The organism is Brevibacillus sp. HB1.4B (assembly GCF_013284285.1).
GTDB classification, from domain to species: Bacteria; Bacillota; Bacilli; order Brevibacillales; family Brevibacillaceae; genus Brevibacillus; species Brevibacillus porteri.
Map to the genome: position 1 here is coordinate 1 of NZ_JABSUT010000016.1, position 18,811 is coordinate 18,811.

General features: G+C 48.3%; 15 protein-coding genes and 7 tRNA genes. 18 read left to right on the forward strand and 4 right to left on the reverse strand.

Translation table 11 applies throughout. The features are described from left to right. Positions 1–45: 45 nt before the first annotated feature. From HP398_RS27960 to mnmL, 8 genes are all read left to right on the forward strand, one after another. Positions 46–136: transfer RNA gene (locus tag HP398_RS27960), tRNA-Ser, on the forward strand. Positions 137–146: 10 nt separating this feature from the next. Further along, positions 147–223 (forward strand) — tRNA-Met (locus HP398_RS27965). Between the two features lie 17 nt (positions 224–240). Continuing rightward, positions 241–316 (forward strand) — tRNA-His (locus tag HP398_RS27970). Positions 317–325: 9 nt separating this feature from the next. After that, positions 326–399, forward strand: a tRNA-Cys gene (locus tag HP398_RS27975). 5 nt (positions 400–404) lie between these two features. Continuing rightward, a tRNA-Arg gene (locus tag HP398_RS27980) sits at positions 405–481 on the forward strand. A gap of 474 nt (positions 482–955) precedes the next feature. Next, a tRNA-Leu gene (locus HP398_RS27985) sits at positions 956–1,040 on the forward strand. 298 nt (positions 1,041–1,338) lie between these two features. Beyond that, the gene (locus tag HP398_RS27990; protein WP_007724131.1) at positions 1,339–2,577 is read left to right on the forward strand and encodes a glycosyltransferase family 2 protein; all 1,239 of its coding nucleotides are present in this window, start codon (positions 1,339–1,341) and stop codon (positions 2,575–2,577) included. Between the two features lie 175 nt (positions 2,578–2,752). Further along, positions 2,753–3,721: a tRNA modification radical SAM protein MnmL/YtqA gene (mnmL, locus tag HP398_RS27995; RefSeq protein ID WP_069852441.1), complete on the forward strand. Its 969-nt coding sequence runs from the start codon at positions 2,753–2,755 to the stop codon at positions 3,719–3,721. Between the two features lie 47 nt (positions 3,722–3,768). Here the strand turns inward: mnmL and HP398_RS28000 are convergent, their stop codons facing one another. Both HP398_RS28000 and yjcZ read right to left on the reverse strand, forming a co-directional pair. After that, on the reverse strand, positions 3,769–4,497 hold the full coding sequence (locus tag HP398_RS28000; RefSeq protein WP_083261745.1) for a glycerophosphodiester phosphodiesterase: 729 nt from the start codon (positions 4,495–4,497) through the stop codon (positions 3,769–3,771). Positions 4,498–4,593: 96 nt separating this feature from the next. Beyond that, on the reverse strand, positions 4,594–4,908 hold the full coding sequence (gene yjcZ / locus HP398_RS31460; protein ID WP_106836696.1) for a sporulation protein YjcZ: 315 nt from the start codon (positions 4,906–4,908) through the stop codon (positions 4,594–4,596). Here yjcZ and ablB point away from each other — a divergent pair. Then, positions 4,856–5,710 (forward strand): putative beta-lysine N-acetyltransferase, encoded by an 855-nt coding sequence (gene ablB, locus HP398_RS28010; RefSeq protein ID WP_017247766.1) that lies wholly within the window; start codon positions 4,856–4,858, stop codon positions 5,708–5,710. The genes yjcZ and ablB overlap by 53 nt on opposite strands. Before the next feature lie 4 nt (positions 5,711–5,714). Here ablB and HP398_RS28015 read toward each other — a convergent pair whose 3' ends face one another. Continuing rightward, entirely contained in the window at positions 5,715–7,259 is a 1,545-nt protein-coding gene (locus tag HP398_RS28015; RefSeq protein ID WP_173624251.1) for a PucR family transcriptional regulator, read from the reverse strand. A gap of 156 nt (positions 7,260–7,415) precedes the next feature. Here HP398_RS28015 and HP398_RS28020 point away from each other — a divergent pair, with 156 nt between their 5' ends. From HP398_RS28020 to HP398_RS28050, 7 genes are all read left to right on the forward strand, one after another. Continuing rightward, positions 7,416–8,768, forward strand: coding sequence for an aspartate aminotransferase family protein (locus tag HP398_RS28020; RefSeq protein WP_017247768.1), 1,353 nt, complete (start codon positions 7,416–7,418; stop codon positions 8,766–8,768). A 16-nt stretch (positions 8,769–8,784) separates the two neighbouring features. Beyond that, positions 8,785–9,477, forward strand: coding sequence for a 3-oxoacid CoA-transferase subunit A (locus HP398_RS28025; protein ID WP_017247769.1), 693 nt, complete (start codon positions 8,785–8,787; stop codon positions 9,475–9,477). Further along, positions 9,459–10,136 carry a 3-oxoacid CoA-transferase subunit B gene (locus tag HP398_RS28030; RefSeq protein WP_069852430.1) on the forward strand — a complete coding sequence of 226 codons (678 nt, stop codon included), beginning with the start codon at positions 9,459–9,461 and terminating at the stop codon, positions 10,134–10,136. Before HP398_RS28025 ends, HP398_RS28030 begins: the two co-directional genes overlap by 19 nt. A 33-nt stretch (positions 10,137–10,169) precedes the next feature. After that, a complete protein-coding gene (locus HP398_RS28035) occupies positions 10,170–11,450 on the forward strand; it encodes a peptidase (protein WP_017247771.1) in 1,281 nt (426 codons plus the stop codon). 96 nt (positions 11,451–11,546) lie between these two features. Beyond that, on the forward strand, positions 11,547–12,965 hold the full coding sequence (locus tag HP398_RS28040) for an aldehyde dehydrogenase family protein (protein ID WP_026042998.1): 1,419 nt from the start codon (positions 11,547–11,549) through the stop codon (positions 12,963–12,965). 67 nt (positions 12,966–13,032) lie between these two features. Continuing rightward, positions 13,033–13,121: transfer RNA gene (locus HP398_RS28045), tRNA-Ser, on the forward strand. Positions 13,122–13,278: 157 nt separating this feature from the next. Further along, positions 13,279–14,844: an acyl-CoA synthetase gene (locus HP398_RS28050; RefSeq protein ID WP_173624252.1), complete on the forward strand. Its 1,566-nt coding sequence runs from the start codon at positions 13,279–13,281 to the stop codon at positions 14,842–14,844. A gap of 66 nt (positions 14,845–14,910) precedes the next feature. Here HP398_RS28050 and HP398_RS28055 read toward each other — a convergent pair whose 3' ends face one another. Continuing rightward, positions 14,911–16,959, reverse strand: a complete 2,049-nt coding sequence (locus HP398_RS28055) for an exo-beta-N-acetylmuramidase NamZ domain-containing protein (RefSeq protein ID WP_173624253.1) — start codon at positions 16,957–16,959, stop codon at positions 14,911–14,913. A gap of 223 nt (positions 16,960–17,182) precedes the next feature. Between HP398_RS28055 and HP398_RS28060 the strand changes: the two genes are divergently transcribed. Further along, a complete protein-coding gene (locus tag HP398_RS28060) occupies positions 17,183–18,013 on the forward strand; it encodes a copper amine oxidase N-terminal domain-containing protein (RefSeq protein ID WP_173624254.1) in 831 nt (276 codons plus the stop codon). Between the two features lie 75 nt (positions 18,014–18,088). Further along, positions 18,089–18,703 carry a YhcN/YlaJ family sporulation lipoprotein gene (locus HP398_RS28065; RefSeq protein ID WP_217368932.1) on the forward strand — a complete coding sequence of 205 codons (615 nt, stop codon included), beginning with the start codon at positions 18,089–18,091 and terminating at the stop codon, positions 18,701–18,703. Positions 18,704–18,811: the final 108 nt, after the last annotated feature.

Here is an 18,811-nt window from a genome sequence, read left to right on the forward strand (position 1 = left end):
TCTTAGCAATCATGCATATCTAGTTTTGAAGGTGCATATAATCACGGAGAGTTACCCAAGAGGCCGAAGGGGACGGTTTGCTAAACCGTTAGTATGCGCAAGCGTAGCGAGGGTTCGAATCCCTCACTCTCCGCCATTTTTATTTTGGCGGCGTAGCTCAGCTGGTTAGAGCGTTCGGTTCATACCCGAAAGGTCGGGGGTTCGATTCCCTCCACCGCTACCAAACTACATAAAAATATGGCGGTCGTGGCGAAGGGGTTAACGCACCGGATTGTGGCTCCGGCACTCGTGGGTTCAAGTCCCATCGATCGCCCCATAACAACATGGGAGTATAGCCAAGGGGTAAGGCACGGGTCTGCAAAACCCTTATCCCCGGTTCAAATCCGGGTACTCCCTCCATTTTAGTCCCAGTAGCTCAGCAGGATAGAGCAACGGCCTTCTAAGCCGTCGGTCGGGAGTTCGAATCTCTCCTGGGACGCCACGCCTTTTCAAAAGATAGCCTCCTTAGGACGTTGTGGCGTCCGCAGGAGGTTTTTTTCGTAGAAGATATAAAGTGTCTTTCAGGATACAAACAAAAGCATGTGATGAGACAAATAGCCTATTTCAAAAAAAAGTTAAAAAACTTCCATCCAAAATTGGAAATATTTTGTCTGACTTGTCATAAATTATGTAAAAAAATCACAGAATATGGCTCCTTTTCTATTCGGAAAATGTGACGAAACAATGATATTTTTGTAGAGATGCGTTTGCATTCTTTCAAAATTTTTGCGACATGTAACTTTCTTTTTCGACAAACGTATCTACTAGTAGACTGAGCAATAAAAAAGATAGTTTGACAGGAAAAATATGGGCTCCATCAAATCGAAAACGATATTGACTTGCGAAAATTGATTGTGTATACTCAAAAACGTACTTCGTGTCAACAGAAAAACACGAGTAAAATCAGCGTTTATAGGCGGTCGTGGTGGAATTGGCAGACACACCATCTTGAGGGGGTGGCGGGGCGACCCGTGCGAGTTCGAGTCTCGCCGACCGCACCAATCCCGAAAGCAATCAGGAAGAAATGGAAACGAGCGTTTGTATTTTTCTAAATAAATGGAGCCTTTTTCGACAAGGGCTTTTTTTTCTGCCAACTGCTAAGCACTGTCGAATAGAAAGAGAAAAAGGTGGGAAAGGTGATAGCAGTGCCTTATTTTTTCCCACTTTTGGGTCATTGCTTATGAATCGCATTTGATGTAAACTGCCAATTGAGAGAAAAACAATAGAGAAATGTTGGAAAAACAACACTACCTAAATTCAGATCAGACCCAATCTGGTTTAGGTCGAGGAGAAGAACCCATGAGTGTAATTAGAGAGATCATTGAGGGATTATTCATCGGATTTACGTCTGCGGTGGGTGTAATCGGCACATACCAAACACTGGTTTCTTGTGCAGGCCTGTTCCGCAAAAAAGAGCAAGTAACAACAGAGCCGCAAAAGACGTTTGCTGTGCTCGTGGCAGCTCACAATGAGAGCGCCGTAATTGCTCCGCTTATTGAAAACCTGAAGAAACTCGACTATCCACGTGAAATGTACGACATCTTCGTCATTTGCGACAACTGTACAGATAACACGGCAGAAATTAGTCGGGCGCATGGTGCAATTGCATGTGAGCGTTTTGACACATCCAAGCGTGGGAAAGGCTACGGCATCGAATGGATGCTGGAGAACCTCTGGGCAAGACCTAAGCAGTATGACGCTGTCGTCATGTTTGATGCTGACAACTTGGTTGAGAAAAACTTCCTGAAAGTAATGAATGACCGTCTCTCCAAAGGGGCGCGTGTAATTCAAGGCTACCTCGACTCCAAGAACCCGTTTGATTCCTGGATTACGCTTTCCTATGCGGTTACCTACTGGTTTACAAACCGTATGTGGCAGTTAGCTCGTCACAATTTGGGACTGCCGAACACTTTGGGCGGAACGGGCTTGTGCATTGAGAGCAACCTGCTCAAAGAAATGGGCTGGGGAGCAACCAGTCTCACGGAAGACCTGGAATTTGCAACACGTTGTATTGAACGCGGTATTTACCCGACATGGGCACATGACACCAAGGTCTGGGATGAAAAACCGATTGATTTAAAATCGTCGATGCGCCAGCGTTTGCGTTGGATGCAAGGGCACTACGATGTGGCAGGACGCTACATCCGCGCTGTCTTGTTTAATGGTTTGAAGTCAAGAAAGCTGGGAATGCTTGATGCAGCCTTCTACCTCTTCCAACCGATGTATGTGCTGATGGTGACGATGATGTCGGTATTGTTCTTGGCAAGATTTTTTGATATCGGTACGCTGACAACAGTATCCACGATCTTGCCTACATGGCTGGTATACGGTTCTACTGCCGTGTTCTACCTGTTGCCGATCTTGGCCCTCTATTTGGATAAAGTTCCGTGGAAGGGGTATTTCGGGCTCCTCTTACTACCATTCTTTTTCCTGACCTGGCTTCCGATTATGTTTTACGCGTTCTTTACGAAGAAAAACCAAGAGTGGAGTCACACCTCTCACACACGCGCGATTCGTATTGAGGAGATCCAGCAATAGTGACGTAAACAAGCAAAGCCACAGGGGGAATATTCACCTGTGGTTTTCCTATTATCTTAAAGTAGCGAGACCGTTGCCGAATTTGGTATAATGACGTGATCAAGCAAGTAGCGTTCGCCAACGGGATTAAGGCACCAGCGCCAGACGTAGCGGTGCCCATAGGAGGAAAACAGCAATGAAGCTCGCGACAGATATTCACAACAACGACGTCCCATTGTTGTGGGGCGATAAACGATACCATACATGGAATAATCATTTAAGAGGAACTTTTCACGAAAAGATTTTTAAGGTTCCATTGGATGGCGGTTTTAGTTGTCCGAATCGGGATGGGAAAGTAGCGACAGGCGGCTGCACGTTTTGCAGTGCGAGAGGATCTGGAGATTTTGCTGGTGATCGCAGAATGGACCTGGAAAGACAGTTTCATGATGTGAAAAATCGCATGCATGAGAAATGGCCGCAAGCCAAGTATTTGGGCTTCTTCCAAGCGTACACGAATACGTATGCACCTGTAGAGGAGCTGCGGGAGATGTACGAAGTCATCCTCCAACAAGAAGGTGTAGTTGGGCTCTCCATTGCCACACGTCCTGACTGCCTGCCTGACGATGTTGTGGAGTATTTGGCTGAATTGAATGAGCGCACATATTTGTGGGTGGAGCTCGGTCTACAGACAGTTCATGAGCACACAGCCCAGTTAATTAATCGAGCACACGATTATCAATGCTACGTGGATGCTGTAGAGAGATTACGCAAGCACAACATTCGTGTATGCTCACATATCATCTACGGATTGCCAGGAGAGAGCCAAGAAGAGATGATGCAGACGGCAGATGCTGTGGCACATCTCGATGTGCAGGGGATCAAGATACACCTGTTGCATCTGCTGCGCAAAACGCCGATGGTGAAGCAATATGAAGCAGGTCTTTTGGAATTCCTGTCACAGGAAGAGTACACAAAGCTCGTTGTGGATACATTGGAAATTTTACCTCCAGAGATGATCGTCCATCGAATCACTGGGGACGGCCCACCTGATCTCTTGATTGGACCGATGTGGAGTCGCAAAAAGTGGGAAGTTCTGAATGGCATTGATGCAGAACTGAAAGCGCGGAATAGCTGGCAAGGAAAGTTTTTCGTGCCACGTACGTAAGGATGCAGCAACAAAAAGGGAGCCTTTTTAAGGGCTCCCTTTCTTTTTTATAAATTGCGAATCAGATTTCTCGCACGCTTCGGGTAATTGGTGATCAGACCATCTACACCACAGTCAATGGCTCGTTGAATTTGCCGACCACTGTTCACCGTCCAGCTCAATACTTCAAAATGATGCTCCTTTGCTTGTTTGACCAAGTCTTCCGTCAATTGATCATAAGGGACGTGCAATTGATCAGCTCGATAGCTGCTGGCTACTTCCCAGGGCTTGACGAGTGGTCCAACGTATAAAAGTCCCGTCCTTTGCGTGGCATCCAATTGCTTAATTCGTAAAAGGCTGTCGAAGTTAAACGCTGAAATGATGGTTCGCTCTGTTAGCTGATAACGTCTGATTTGTTCGATGACGAGCTCCTCTAAGTGGGGTTGATCGAGGAAGAAATTTTTCAGCTCGATGATGAAGCGCAGTGGTGTGTCGACAAACGTCTGGAATACCTCCTGCAAGGTTGGGATGTGGGCTTTTGGTACTCGCATAGACGAGTCTTTATCCGCACGTAGCTGACGCAGTTCACGCAATGTGTATTGGCGCACCATACCGGAACCATTGGTCGTGCGTTCCAGGCTATGGTCATGAATGACAACCAGCTTATTATCACTGCTGAGCTGGACGTCCAATTCGATCCCATTAGCTTTTCGTCGGACGGCTGCTTGAAAGGATCCCATCGTATTTTCCGGAAACAGGCCGGAAGCGCCACGATGGGCATAGATAAGTGGGGGCACGAGGGCTTCCTCCCTTCTCGAGCGTGTGATTCCCTATTACCATGATATGTAAAAGGCCCCTCGATACGACCTGACATGAGAGGCATCTCCAGAAGTCTATCCGATTACGACGAGTACGATGACCAAAAGGACAAAGAGGACAAGGATCAGGGCAAAATTGTTATTGCAGCTCACAAAAAACACCCTCCTTCTCGCACATGAAGCATCTACTTTTATGGTATGAAGAACGAGTAAATATGACCCAACAGAATGCCCACCCTGTGTTTTTTTGTGCATGAGGAACGCTTTTTTATACAGATTGGCAGATGACGGCTTTACTTGTTTTGCTACAATGAGAGGAGGAGTACTGTAGGGGAGGATGAAGACCGTGATAAATGTTGTAGGCGCACAGGACGCTGGCGACCTGATCATTGATCGACAAAATCGCCGGGTAAAGCTGCACGTATATGAACCATCACAAATCGAGCAGTGGGATCGGGTCATGAAGGAGCTGGCCGAAGAGTCAGAGGCAACAAAAGTGATTGTGTACGGGAAGAAACAAGATGTTTCACAATGGCAATCCCTTGGTTACGAGCTGGAGGGAACCATCGATGGTTTTTTTCAAGGGGAAAACGCACAGATGCTCACCTGCTATCTGACAAAAGAGCGGGCCACCTCTGGTGCAGCAAAACTTGCCGAGGAAATTCTTACGTTGAGCTTGTCACGAGCGGGGGGTACGATAGAGAAAACATTACCCGAGGGATACCACCTGCGTGAAGCAACGGAGGCAGACACGAAGGAATTGGCTTTTTTGTATGGACTGGTATTCGCGACGTATCCTACACCGATGAACGATCCGTCCTACATTCTCAAAACCATGCAAGAAGGCACCATCTATTATGTCGTTGAATTTGACGGCAAGATTGCATGTGCTGCATCGGCTGAAGTATCCGAACGATTTGGTTCAGCGGAAATGACGGATTGTGCGACCGATCCAGACCATGCGGGGAAAGGTCTCCTCCAACCGTTGTTTATCGCGCTGGAACAAAGGATGGAGGAGGCGGGGATTTACTTTTTATACACCTTGACCCGGGCACAATCTGCAGGAATGAATGTGACGGCTGCCAAAATGGGCTATGCTTACCGCGGACGGTTGATTAACAATTGCACGATTTTTTCAGGATATGAAGACATGAATATATGGGTAAAGCCACTTCGTCCGACGAGGGAATAACAGGCTACCTGTTTGTAGGATACAACTGCTGTTGCAGACGACGGGCCATCAGGGCCAACTGAAGCTGCCAGCGTTGATGAGCATCCTCCAGGCGGTAGCCTGTTTTTTCTTCAATCTGGGTCAATCGGTACTTGAGCGTATGTCGATGGATATACAAGGCTTGCGAAGTCTGTAGACCGTTTCCATTTTGGGCCAAATACACTTCAAGTGTTTCGAGAAGCTGTTGATTGTATTTCGTATCATAGCGAATTAATGGCTCTAGCAATGGGTTCCACAGGCGGAGCAAGCTATCTTTTTCACGATGGTACGGAAATAAAAACTGATAGCCCTGCATATCCCGGTATCGCAAAATTTGCGGGGATTGGGCCAACAGCGGATACGCTTGGAGAGCAAACATCGATTCTTCGGAGGCACTGACGACGTTTGGCAATTGCTCACAGGGATTGCTCAAGGCGATCTGTAGGTCAAGAGAAGGGTGCAACCCTCTCCAGCGGGAAGTGAGCTGTTCCAACAAGCGCAGGCTCGTCTGATCATCCGGCAAAATAAATAAGAGGCAATGTGGACGCTCGCGTAGCAAATAAGAGCGCTGATGACGGTCGCTAAGCCTCCGCATCAATGTAATGACACTTTGATGCATGTCTCCAAGCAGCGTCTGATCGGCTACCTCTACGCGAACAGCGACACAGAGATGATGTCCAGCAAGCGGGTACCCCAGCATGCGACAACGGCTCTCCAGCTCCGTATGGGTCATCTGCTGCCCGTTTAGCAACTCCTCCACAAAATCCCCTTTTAACCTCCATTCCGTTGCGGCTACTGCCCTTTCCTTTACATATTCGAGTGCACATAAGGTAGAGGCATGCTGTAGAGCGACGTCATCGAGCTCTTTCCAGGTGTGCTCGGGCTTCGTTAAGGTCAACGTGCCAAAATGCTCGCGATTGGCGCGAATCGGTACACGATGCGAGATTTCCTGGGACTGCTCATGCGGCAGTGCTTCCGAGCTGCCATGCTGTGTGACTTCGAAGCCTAATGCATCGATGAGCGACACGACGCCTCCGGTAAGTGTAGCGAGCTCGCCAGCGATGGCGGGAAGGCCTCCTTTGGACAGGGCAGCGTCAATCATTCGATTGTGAATCGCCGAGGAATAGGCCAGCGTCTCAAATTGGCGATTCATGATCGGCTGCAAGATAGCTTTGGTGATGATCGAAAAGTTAATCTCCGTGGGAATTTCAATCAATGGAAGTTGATAGTGATCCGCCAAAGACAAAAACGTCTCGGGAATTTCTCGTAAGTAAAAGCCCGTATGAATCGCAACGCCACTCAGCTTTTGCTTCGCCAACGAAGGAATAAAAGAAGCGAGCTTTTCCATGTTTTCAGCCAGCCCAAAGCCGGTTGTAATCAAAAATTCGCCTTCCTGCAAGCGACTCGTATCCTCCAGCACCTCGACAATAGTCACCCACCGAATCGGATTGTCCAGTCCGCCTGCTCCTGCGATCAGCCTGGTGTGAACCATGTCCGGCAGTTGTAGTGCTTCTTTTATCGTGATGGTCATCAGGCATCTCCTCCAAAAGCCTCGGTAAAGGTTCTCTTATACAAAATGTACAAAAGATTTTGTCTCTTTGCCATGTTTTTTTGCCAGCACGTAGGATGGCTCTTGCGTGCTGCTCAGCTAGGATAGAGGTAGAGAATAAGCGAGGTGGCGACGAAAATGACGAAAAGCTATGTAATCAAGCCTGAATTGGGCAAAGAGTATCCGGTAATTTCTCACGGAAAAGGCATCTATCTTTACGATAAAGAAGGGAATCGTTACATCGACGGTTCCAGTGGAGCGGTGACGGCAAGCATTGGTCACGGTGTAGAAGAAGTGGCTGAGGCGATGTATGCGCAAGCCAAAGAGGTTTCCTTTGTATACCGCTCGCATTTTAGCAGCGATGCTGTGGAGAAACTGGCTGCGAAGCTGGCTGAGTGGGCACCAGGCTCACTGAACTGGACGTTTTTTGTCAGCAGCGGTTCGGAAGCAACAGAGACTGCACAAAAAATCGCGATTCAGTACTGGCAAGAAAAAGGAAGACCAACGAAAAATCGGATTATCTCCCGCTGGATGAGCTATCACGGGATTACAATGGGTGCACTTTCGATGTCTGGACATGTCTTGCGCAGAAAGCGGTTCACCTCATTATTGGCTGACTATCCGGCGATCACAGGACCATATCCGTATCGTAAACCAGAAGACATGTCCCTCGAAGCGTATGCGCTTGCGTGTGCAAACGAGCTGGAGACCGCGATTTTGCGCGTCGGACCTGAGCAAGTAGCGGCATTCATCGCTGAGCCTGTCATCGGCGCTTCTGGTGGGGCTGTTGTGCCGCCAAATGGTTACTTCCAACGCATTCGCGAGATTTGCGACAAGTATGAGGTTCTGTTTATCGCAGACGAAGTGATGACAGGGGTAGGTCGCACGGGGAAAGCGTTTGGGATCGACCATTGGGACGTCGTACCTGACCTGATGGCATTGGGTAAAGGGATGAGTGCCGGTTATACGCCAATGGCTGCTACGATTGTCTCGGACGAAATCATTGAGACCATTACAAAAGGCAGCGGCTCGATTATGGCAGGACATACGTATAGCGCCAATCCACAATCTGCTGCTGTTTCTCTGGCTGTCCTCAACTATGTGGAGAAGCATCAGCTAGTCGACAAAGCAGCAGAACAAGGTGCCTATTTGCTTGCCCGCCTAAAAGAACTGGCTGACGAGCTCCCGTTGATCGGAGATGCACGTGGTCTTGGTATGCTGTGCGCGCTGGAATTAGTGAAAAACAAGCAGACAAAAGAGCCGTTTGCACTTTCACAAGGGGTAGGCGGGAAGGTCATTGAAAAAGCATTTGAAAAAGGCTTGCTTATTTATCCGGCAATGGGCGGAATCGAAGGGGTGGCAGGAGACGCTGTCATCATCTCACCTCCACTGACCATTACTACGGAGCAAATCGATGAGCTGATATCTCTGCTGAAAGAAGCGGTGGTAGCTGTTCAGCAAGAGCTCCAAGACAAGGCACTGATCGGATAGAGGAGGAGGAACGAGAATGACAAACCGATTTGAAAAGGTCGTCTCCCTGTCCGAAGCGCTCACCCATTTTCACGATGGGATGACGCTGTTGGCAGGGGGCTTCGGTGGGGTAGGGAACCCGCCTACGTTGATTCAGGGGATTTTGGATAGGGGCGTGCGTGATCTGACGTTGATCAGTAACGATACTGCTTTCCCGCATATCGGAATCGGCAAGCTGGTGACCGAAAAGCGCGTTAAAAAAGTCATTGCTTCACACATTGGCTCAAATCCGAACGCAGGGGCCCAAATGACGGCTGGAGAGCTGGAAGTAGAGTTCTGCCCGCAGGGGATACTCGCAGAGCGTGTACGGGCAGGTGGAGTCGGTCTGGGAGGCATTCTATCGGATGTCGGCATCGGGACGATCGCGGAAAAAGGGAAGCAGAAGGTCGTTCTGGATGGAAAGGAATACCTGTTGGAGACACCGCTTACTGCCGAAGTGGCTATCGTACATGCGAAAAAAGCGGATCGCTTTGGCAATTTGGTGTTTGATACAAGTGCACGCAATTTCAATCCGTTAGTGGCGATGGCGGGCGACATTACTATCGTGGAAGCGGATGAGATTGTAGAGGTAGGCATGATCGACCCGGAAGAAATCGTCACCCCGGGCGTTTTCGTGAACTTTATCGTCCAAAGTGAAGGGGTGAACTGGCAATGGGCATGGGAGAAGTAAAAGAAACAGAGAGCTATCGTGAACGAATTGCCCGCCGCGCAGCGTTGGAAGTAGAAGACGGCATGATTATTAATCTGGGAATCGGCATTCCAACATTGGTTGCGGATTTTATCCCAGCTGACAAGCGGGTCATGTTTCACGCGGAGAACGGCATTCTCGGTACAGGACCAAGCCCTGCGAAAGGCGAGGAGAACGCCATGCTATGCAATGCGGGCGGTTTTCCTGTCACGCTCGCCACAGGGGCATCCTTTTTTGACAGTGCGACTGCTTTTGCCATCATCCGTCGTGGACTGTTGGACATGACGATTTTAGGAGTCCTGGAAGTAAGCCAAAATGGTGATATTGCCAACTGGATCGTTCCAGGTAAACGCGTCCCAGGCATGGGAGGAGCTATGGAGCTGGCACAAAAGGCCAAGAAGGTCATGGTTGTGACCACGCATCTGGATAAAAACGGACGTTCGAAAATCGTTCGGGAATGTTCACTGCCGTTAACTGCGACAAAAGCAGCGGATTTGATCATCACGGATATGGCAGTAATGGAGGTCATGCCAGATGGGTTGTATCTGCGAGAAGTCATGTATCCTTACAGTGTCGCTGACGTGATTGGAGCAACGGAAGCCGAGCTCAAGATGGACGGAGAGGTTGGCGTTTTCCGCTAAGCAAAGACAAAAACCATGGAACGGGGGAAAAACATGGCAAACTGGCAGGTGCTTATTCGGGAGCAATTGGAAAAAGATCGCGAGGCGGCTGTTCAACTGCTACAGCAATGGGTAAAAAGCCCGAGCGTACAAGGCGAAGAGCAATCCATCCAGCAAAGCATTGCAGAGCTTTTGGGGCAGATGGGGCTGGACGTTGACTTATGGGTCATGGAAGGCGAGGAGCTGGTGTCACATCCGTATTTTGTCTCCCCGCGCACAACGTTTGAAGGCAGCCCGAATGTCGTCGGTGTGTGGAAGGGTCAAGGAGATGGGCGTTCCATCATTCTAAACGGACACGTGGATGTAGTGCCTGAGGGCGATCTGGCACAGTGGAGCGATGCTCCGTTTAGCGGGAAGGTTGTGGACGGCAAGCTTTACGGACGTGGAGCAACAGACATGAAGGGTGGAAACCTATCTTCACTGTTGGCGATCCAGGTTCTACAGAAGTTGGGTGTGCAACTGAAAGGCGACGTCATTTTTCAGAGCGTCGTAGAAGAAGAAAGCGGCGGTGCTGGAACATTGGCGACCATCATTCGCGGGTACAAAGCGGATGCTGCCCTGATTCCAGAGCCGACCAATATGAAAATTTTCCCGAAGCAGCAAGGCTCCATGTGGTTCAGATTGACCGTCAAAGGGCGTTCTGCTCACGGAGGGACCCGCTACGAGGGAGTCAGCGCCATCGAAAAGAGCATGCTCGTCGTTCAAGCAATTGGTCAATTGGAAAAAGAGCGAAATGATCGACTCGACGATCCGCTCTACGCCAAGCTGCCCATTCCGATCCCGATTAATCTGGGGGTGATTGAGGGTGGCAAGTGGCCTTCGTCTGTAGCTGACCTCGTCAAGCTGGAAGGAAGGATGGGGGTTGCCCCAGGAGAGCAGATGGACAATGCCAAAGCCGAAATGGCAGCAGCACTCAAAAAGCTGGCTGAGATCGACCCGTGGTTTGCAGAACAGCCCGTCGAGCTGGAGTGGTTCGGAGCTCGTTGGGTTCCGGGAGCAGTGGAGCTAGATCATCCGTTGATGGAAATTCTGCAAGCACAGTTTGAAGCTGTGACAGGAGATCGTGCCATTGTGGAAGCATCGCCTTGGGGAACAGATGGCGGTTTGTTGACGGCTTTGGCTAATACCCCAGCGATTGTTGTCGGACCTGGAGTCACACAGGTTGCACACTACCCGAATGAATACATCGTTTTGGATGAGGTATTCCGTTGTGCTGAGATCTTTGCGCTTACGTTACTGGAATGGTGCGGTGTAGCGAAAAGTGTGAAAGAGTAAAAAGATATCCAAATATTTCAAAATCAAGACAGGAAGGCATGCGCATGAGGGAGAATGTTTGGAGGTGAACTCCAATCAATGAGAGTGGGGATACCAATGAAAAAAACGTGCTTTATCGGGGGAGAGTGGGTGCCAGCCACTGCTCATGCACCGCTATTCTCTCCATGTACGGGTCAAGAGATTGCACAAATTTCGCAAGCAGACTCATCATTGGTTGAAAAAGCAATTGCTGCGGCCCACGAAGCGACAGCCGTCATGCGGCGTCTTCCTGCCTATCAACGCTCCTTCCTGCTTGAAAAAATCTCAATTTTGATGAATGAACGTTTGGAGGAAGCGGCACGGATCATCGCAATAGAAGCGGGAAAACCAATTAAAACAGCCCGCGGTGAAGTGATCCGAACCATTCAGACGTATAAGTTTGCGGCAGAGGAAGCCAAACGCCTCCATGGAGAAACTGTACCACTCGATGCAGCTATCGGCGGAGAGGGGCGCCTGGCTTACACCGTGCGTGAACCACTGGGAGTCATCGGTGCCATTACACCCTTTAATTTTCCCATGAATCTCGTCGCCCATAAGGTCGGACCTGCTCTCGCTGCTGGTAATACTGTTGTTCTCAAGCCTGCATCGCAGACACCACTTAGCGCATTGTTTCTCGCAGAGCTCGCAGAGCAAGCGGGTGTGCCTGCAGGAGCCCTAAATGTGATCACAGGCAGTGGTGCGAGTGTTGGCGATAAAATCGTGTCTGACCCGAGAGTCAGGGCGGTGACGTTTACAGGGAGCCCAAGTGTTGGGCTGGATATACGCAATCGAGCGGGCATGAAAAGAGTCACGCTCGAGCTGGGATCGAATTCGGCAGTGATCGTTGATCGCGATGTGCAACTCAATGATGTGATACCCCGATGCGTTTTTGGCGCATTCGCCTATTCTGGGCAGGTATGTATCTCTGTGCAAAGAATTTATGTGGTCAAAGAAATCTATCATGATTTCGTCCAACAGTTTGTTGAACACACACGAGCACTTCGCGGTGGTGATTCGCTCTCTGAGGACGCGGACTATTCCGCTATGATCAATCCACGCGAATCAGAACGTGCGATGGCGTGGATTCATGAGGCGCTCCAGCAGGGGGCACGTTTGGAGTGTGGGGGACAGATCGTGGATCGGATGCTCCAACCTACGGTGTTGACGGGTGTTCCGGCAGAGGCAAAAGTTTCTTGTCAGGAAGTATTTGGTCCTGTCGTTCTGATTAATCCAGTGGAGTCTGTCCGGCAAGGCATTACGTTGGTCAATGATTCCCGCTATGGATTACAGGCTGGTGTCTATACCAACAATCTGTCGTTGGCTCTGGAAGCGGCAGAAGAGCTGCGCGTGGGTGGTGTGATGGTAAATGATATTCCGACTTTTCGCGTGGACCATATGCCCTACGGTGGCGTAAAGGAAAGCGGACTTGGTCGGGAAGGGGTCAAATACGCGATAGAAGAAATGACGGAATTGAAACTCGTTGCCTTCAAACGATAAAGGAAATGGATACAGGGCTCTTGCAAAAAATAGTAGAGCTGTGATATAGTAAGTATTGTTGAAATACGGAGGGATACCGAAGTGGTCATAACGGGGCGGTCTTGAAAACCGTTAGAGTGCAAGCTCACGCGGGTTCGAATCCTGCTCCCTCCGCCATAAATACAAATGAACCGACTCCAGTTGAGAAGCTGGGGTCTTTTTTATGGTTGAGAGCTTTGAGTGTAAGTTGTCGTTTCTTTATTGTAAAAATATCAGAAAATAAAGAAAACTATTATATAATGGAGAGGAGACTAAAAGTGATGGGGGAATTTGCATGCTCGAAGCGCAACGGGTTCGTAGAAATGCACTAGGCGATATTTTGCGAAGAAGTCGTGGGCGAAATCCTGATAAGCCTGCCCTGTACTTTGAGGAAGAAGTATTGACCTACACGCAGCTTGATCAGCTTGCAAATAAGACGGCTCATACGCTTCTTTCCAAAGGCTTGCAAAAAGGGGAGCGGGTAGCTGTACTTTCACGCAACTCGATGGATTTTGCGATTCTGAACTTTGGGCTAGCGAAAGCAGGAGTCATCATGGTGCCGATCAACTTCATGTTGAATAAGGAAGATGTCGCCTATATTTTGGGTCATGCGGAAGTGAGTGCGTGCTTCGTATCCCCTGAATTCCTGCAGCTCGCTCAAGACGGACTCCAATTAGCTGGAATTTCCCCCAAGCTGCTTTCCCTCATGTCCAAACCTACAGTACAAGCAGGGGAATGGTTGCCTTTTCGCACGCTGATGGAAGCGGCAGACGACCATGAGCCTGAAGTAGATATAGCGGAAGAAGATGTTGTACAGATTTTGTATACCAGCGGAACGGAATCAAAGCCAAAGGGCGTTATGCTCACGCATAAAAGCATTATCTCCGAATATGTCAGTGCGATCATTGAAGGCGGGATGACGCAGGATGATGTGGCTGTTCACGCGCTTCCCTTGTTCCATAGTGCGCAGCTTCATTGCTTTTTGGGACCGTACGTGTACCTAGGTGGGAGCGGTATTATTTTGGAACAGGCAACCCCTGCGTTAATGCTGCAGACGGTAGAGGCGTATAAGGCTACTCAGTTGTTTTGCCCGCCAACCGTATGGATTGCAATACTGCGTTCTCCCGATTTTGCCGTGCGCAATTTGAGTTCTTTGCAAAAGTGCTATTACGGTGCTGCGATCATGCCTGTAGAAGTGTTAAAAGAGCTTGGTCAACGTCTCCCGAACGCACAGTATTACAATTTTTACGGGCAGACGGAAGTGGCTCCATTAGCAACTGTTTTACAGCCGAAGGATCAGATGAGAAAAGCGGGCTCTGCAGGCAAGCCAGCGTTACATGTAGAAACGAAAATCGTCGATGATGATGGGAATGAAGTCCCGCGTGGAAGTGTTGGTGAGATTGTACACAGGACCAGTCATGCGATGCTGGGGTATTTCCGAGATGAGGAAAAGACACGGGCTGCTTTCCATGGTGGGTGGTTTCACAGCGGGGATTTGGGCATCATGGATGAAGAAGGCTATATCACGGTCGTTGATCGGAAAAAGGATATGATTAAATCGGGGGGAGAGAACGTTGCAAGCAGGGAGATTGAGGAGCTTATTTATCAACATCCGAAAGTGTCTGAGGTCGCAGTGATCGGAGTTCCCCATCCGTACTGGATCGAAGCAGTGACGGCTGTCGTTGTGCCAAAAGCAGGTGAGTCACTGACTGCTGACGAGATGCTTGCTTTTTGCAAAGACCGTCTTTCCTCCTTCAAAGCACCCAAATATGTAGTGATTGCCGACAATCTTCCTCGAAACCCTAGCGGAAAAATTTTGAAAAGAGAGCTGCGCCTCCGATACGAAAAACTGACGACTTAGCCAGTCACAAGGTCTAACATACAAAATAACCCGCTCTATTACAGAGCGGGCTTTTTGCTGCTGTGATTATTTTACGTTGGAAACAGTTGGACGATCGGCTTGAATGACTTCAAAACGATAGCCTTTTTCTTTCAAGTACGAAATGATTTCTGGGAGAGCTTCAGCTGTTGGTGACTTGGTACTGGAATCATGCATCAAGACGACGATTTCTTTTTGTGACTTTACTTGCTGCTTTATATTGGCCAGTGTTTGAGCGGCTGTGTATTTGTTGCTTCTTGCATCGCCGTTTGTTACATTCCAGTCGATAAATGAATAGCCACGTTGTTGCGCCTCTGCTTTGATCGCATGCATGACTGTATGCTGCTTGTTATAACGTTTGGGATCTTGATATTTCAAACTGACGGTATTCGTGCTGCCACCTGGATAGCGGAATACTGCTGGTTTTACGCCGGTTGCTTTTTCAATCATTTGACTGCCTTTTTCTAGGTCTGCAAAAAAGCTCTCCATGTTTTTGTAAACAAGTTGATAATTATGGGAATACGAATGTCCTCCCAACGCATGCCCTTCAGCTACAATCCTTTTGAGAATGGCCTCATGACCAGCTACCTCACGGCCTACTATAAAGAAGGTAGCTTTAACCTGATGCGTTTTCAGCGTATCCAAAACACGTGGAGTTACTGAAGAAGGTCCATCGTCAAAGGTTAAATAAGCGATCTTCTCAGAAGACTTCGGTGTCTGAGGAATCGGTTTTGTAGCTGGTTCAGGTTTCTTCGCTGGATTGGTCGTTCCATTATTATTGCCAGGCTGCTGTGGAGTCGGTGTCTTTGGCTTTTCTGGCTTAGATGGTTTCGGTTGTTCTGGTTGTTCAGGCTGCTTTGATTGCTTCGGTTGTTTCTGTTGAATCGGCTGCATTGGGATAAACGGTTTATCGCCATAGATCAAATATTTTTGCCGCAGCTCTACAAATTTCTTAAGATCCGCTTCATAGGAAGAAACAATCTCCTGCGGGGATTTGCCTTGTTCGAGAAGCAGACCGATTTTGTTGGTACCCATCACCTTGTCGAACATAGAGATTTGCATACTTGTACTTTTTGGCATAGGGAATGGCTGCAATTGCTTGGCATAGGTCAGCGCGTAAATACCTGTTTTTACAGGGTTAAACTGATGTAGATCGTTGATCTGAAGGCGTACGCCCCCGGCAGTTCCTTTATTCTCAGGAATAAAGATGACACCAGGCAGAAGACTTCCATTTAACAGATCGGCGTACTTGTGCGAATCCAGACCCTCAGCCCCGATCCAGGTGAAATGGTCGCCTTGACGAATGGGGGTACCCTCACCCAAACCAGTTGCCATATACCCGAAAACCGAGGTCAAGTTAGGGATATGCGGAGAACTCGGAATCCAGGCTAAACCTGTCTGTTGATAAATCATGCTGCGTGCATACCCTTGCATCGGAATGACGGTAAGGTCTACACCGATGGTACGGTTGAAAAACAATGCCAGCTCTCCGATCGTCATGCCATGTGCAAGCGGGAGGGTGTCCACTCCGATAAAGGAGCGGTAAGGCAGTTCAACTACAGGACCCTCGACAATTGTTCCGCCGAGAGGATTCGGTCGATCCAATATCATTACTTCTTTTCCTTGTTCCTTTGCAGCTGTCATGGCGTATTGCAAGGTAGATATGTATGTGTAGGTTCTCGATCCGATATCTTGCAAATCGATGAGAAGAATATCAATGTCTTTCAGCATTTCTGGTGTCGGCTTGCGAGTTGATCCAGACAAGCCGTAGACCGGTATAGCGTAAACGGGATGAACAAAGCTCGTTACTTGTTTTCCTGCGACCGTTTTTCCGTCGAGGCCATGTTCAGGTGCATAGAGAGTGGTTAAATGCACGGAGCGATCACGTCGTAACATGTCGATCGTGCTAACCATTTGACTGTTCAGACCTGTTTGATTCGTAATCAACCCGACTTTTTTGCCTTCAATGAGATGGTGGAACTGATTGAACAGTACATCACTTCCCAATTGGATGGCCGTCGTATTGGCGGAGCTTCCTACTGGAGGAATTAACGTTAAGATAAGTGCCAGGATGAGGAAAGGGAGAAATTTATTCATCAGTCATTGCCTCTTTCAAGATAAAATACTGTCGCTTCTTGTCTATTGTAACGGTTTTGGAAAGCAAGATGGTTGCATTTTTGTAACAATTTGAAATTAGGTCAAAAGGAGGAGGAAAAAGTAACGAGATGGAAGAGAACTACTAGGAAAGAACGATCTTTTGAAAGGGAGACTGTAGGAAATTCTTGAAACAGTCCTCATCCTATAGTAGATTAAGAATCGTATGAACTTTTTTGGAAATGGAGTGAATGTTTTGCTTAAAAAAGTAACCTCATTACTGCTAGCGATCGCCCTGGTACCAATGGCAGCGTTTTCTGCAGCGGCAGCATCTGCACCTGTTGCGCCGAAAGCAGTACAGACTGCTGTTAAAGTGGAGTACAATAAAAAACAAATCGCGTTTCCTGACCAAGCACCTATTATCAGCCAGGGGCGTACACTGGTTCCGATTCGTCCGATTGCAGAAAGCCTCGGTTTTGAAGTGCAGTGGAACGAAGCTACTCGTACCGTAACGATTAATAAAGGGAAAGATAACATCAGATTGGTCGTTACACAAAAAATTGCCAAGAAAAATGGACAAACGATCAACCTGGACGTGCCTGCACAGATTGTGAACAAGCGTACTGTAGTACCTGTTCGTTTTATTGCGGAAGCGCTGAGTTACAAAGTAGAGTGGGATCCAAAAACGCAAACCGTTTTGATTGCGGATAATGTGAACCCTAATCAAGTCGGACAACAGGAAAAGCCAAAAGATCCGACGAAACCAGCAACAGACGAGAAAAAGCCTGAGCAGGTTGCATTTATTGACAAGGAAAGTGTTAAAGGTAAGACCTTTTCTTTAGCCAATTTGGGAGTTTACCAAATCGTCGGTAAAGTAAAACCTGGAACAGAGGTTACCGTAACGTTGGAAGACAAAACATACGAAGTGGAAGTAACTGCTGAAGGTACTTTTGAGTTTTACCAATCCACGAATGATGGAATCAGAAGCTACACGCTCAAAGCTGAAAAAGACGGCAAAAAAGATACATTTGAAGGTGACTTCCAAAAGGCGAATTAAGGCAGCTACTTCCTGAGTAAGAACACCTCCTGCACATCACACTAAGTGCAAGGAGGTGTTTTTGTTGTGAGACGAATGAGTGGGAGTATCATTGCTGTGCTCCTGTTTGCCGGCTTGCTGACAGGGTGTTCGCCTAACAAAGAACAGGGCACCGAAGATCAGAACGGAAATCAGGCCAAATTTGAATCTCTCGGGATTAACTTCCAGAACGATAACGTCGCTAGGGATAAAGGACCGGCAGCCATGATTAGCCAAAAGATGGTTCATCAGCGTGAGCCGCAGCTCGTGACACACTTGGAAGGGCATGCGGAAAAGCTGCCCGGTGTAACCGATATCAAGGTGTTAGCGTACAAGGATAACTTGATTGTAGGTGTGCTGCCAGTCGATACTCCGAAGCCTGACGAAGTCAATCCGCGGACGTCGATCCCGTATACACCTGGAAAAATTGTGCGAGTCGATAATGGACATCCAGATTCGCTGCATAAACGTGTCGTGGATCGGATGAGGTCACGCTTGCAGGCAGAAACACGCTTCAACATATTATACGTCTCCACCAATCGCGCTGTTTATGACCGAATCGCAAATTTGCATTCACGAATTACACACGGAGAGCACATTAGTGACGAAGAATTCCAAGTTTTGTTAAATGATATTGGATATACTGTTATTGGATATAATTTAGTGGATTGAATGAGCACCACCTGGACTCCCGGGTGGGCTTTTTGTTGATTAAGAGTCAATTGGCAGGAGAATAGTTAGAAATGGGGAAATAGTCAAAGAAGAGCAGGAGAACGGCAA

Excerpts from the sequence above, each read along its gene's own strand:
- HP398_RS28040 (WP_026042998.1), top strand. The coding sequence starts at position 11,547 with ATGAAAAAAACGTGCTTTATCGGGGGAGAGTGGGTGCCAGCCACTGCT.
- HP398_RS28065 (WP_217368932.1), top strand. The coding sequence starts at position 18,089 with ATGAGTGGGAGTATCATTGCTGTGCTCCTGTTTGCCGGCTTGCTGACA.
- yjcZ (WP_106836696.1), bottom strand. The coding sequence starts at position 4,908 with ATGATCAGGTCGCCAGCGTCCTGTGCGCCTACAACATTTATCACGGTC.
- HP398_RS27990 (WP_007724131.1), top strand. The coding sequence starts at position 1,339 with ATGAGTGTAATTAGAGAGATCATTGAGGGATTATTCATCGGATTTACG.
- ablB (WP_017247766.1), top strand. The coding sequence starts at position 4,856 with ATGAAGACCGTGATAAATGTTGTAGGCGCACAGGACGCTGGCGACCTG.
- HP398_RS28060 (WP_173624254.1), top strand. The coding sequence starts at position 17,183 with ATGAACTTTTTTGGAAATGGAGTGAATGTTTTGCTTAAAAAAGTAACC.
- mnmL (WP_069852441.1), top strand. The coding sequence starts at position 2,753 with ATGAAGCTCGCGACAGATATTCACAACAACGACGTCCCATTGTTGTGG.
- HP398_RS28015 (WP_173624251.1), bottom strand. The coding sequence starts at position 7,259 with ATGACCATCACGATAAAAGAAGCACTACAACTGCCGGACATGGTTCAC.
- HP398_RS28055 (WP_173624253.1), bottom strand. The coding sequence starts at position 16,959 with ATGAATAAATTTCTCCCTTTCCTCATCCTGGCACTTATCTTAACGTTA.
- HP398_RS28035 (WP_017247771.1), top strand. The coding sequence starts at position 10,170 with ATGGCAAACTGGCAGGTGCTTATTCGGGAGCAATTGGAAAAAGATCGC.
- HP398_RS28020 (WP_017247768.1), top strand. The coding sequence starts at position 7,416 with ATGACGAAAAGCTATGTAATCAAGCCTGAATTGGGCAAAGAGTATCCG.
- HP398_RS28050 (WP_173624252.1), top strand. The coding sequence starts at position 13,279 with ATGCTCGAAGCGCAACGGGTTCGTAGAAATGCACTAGGCGATATTTTG.
- HP398_RS28030 (WP_069852430.1), top strand. The coding sequence starts at position 9,459 with ATGGGCATGGGAGAAGTAAAAGAAACAGAGAGCTATCGTGAACGAATT.
- HP398_RS28025 (WP_017247769.1), top strand. The coding sequence starts at position 8,785 with ATGACAAACCGATTTGAAAAGGTCGTCTCCCTGTCCGAAGCGCTCACC.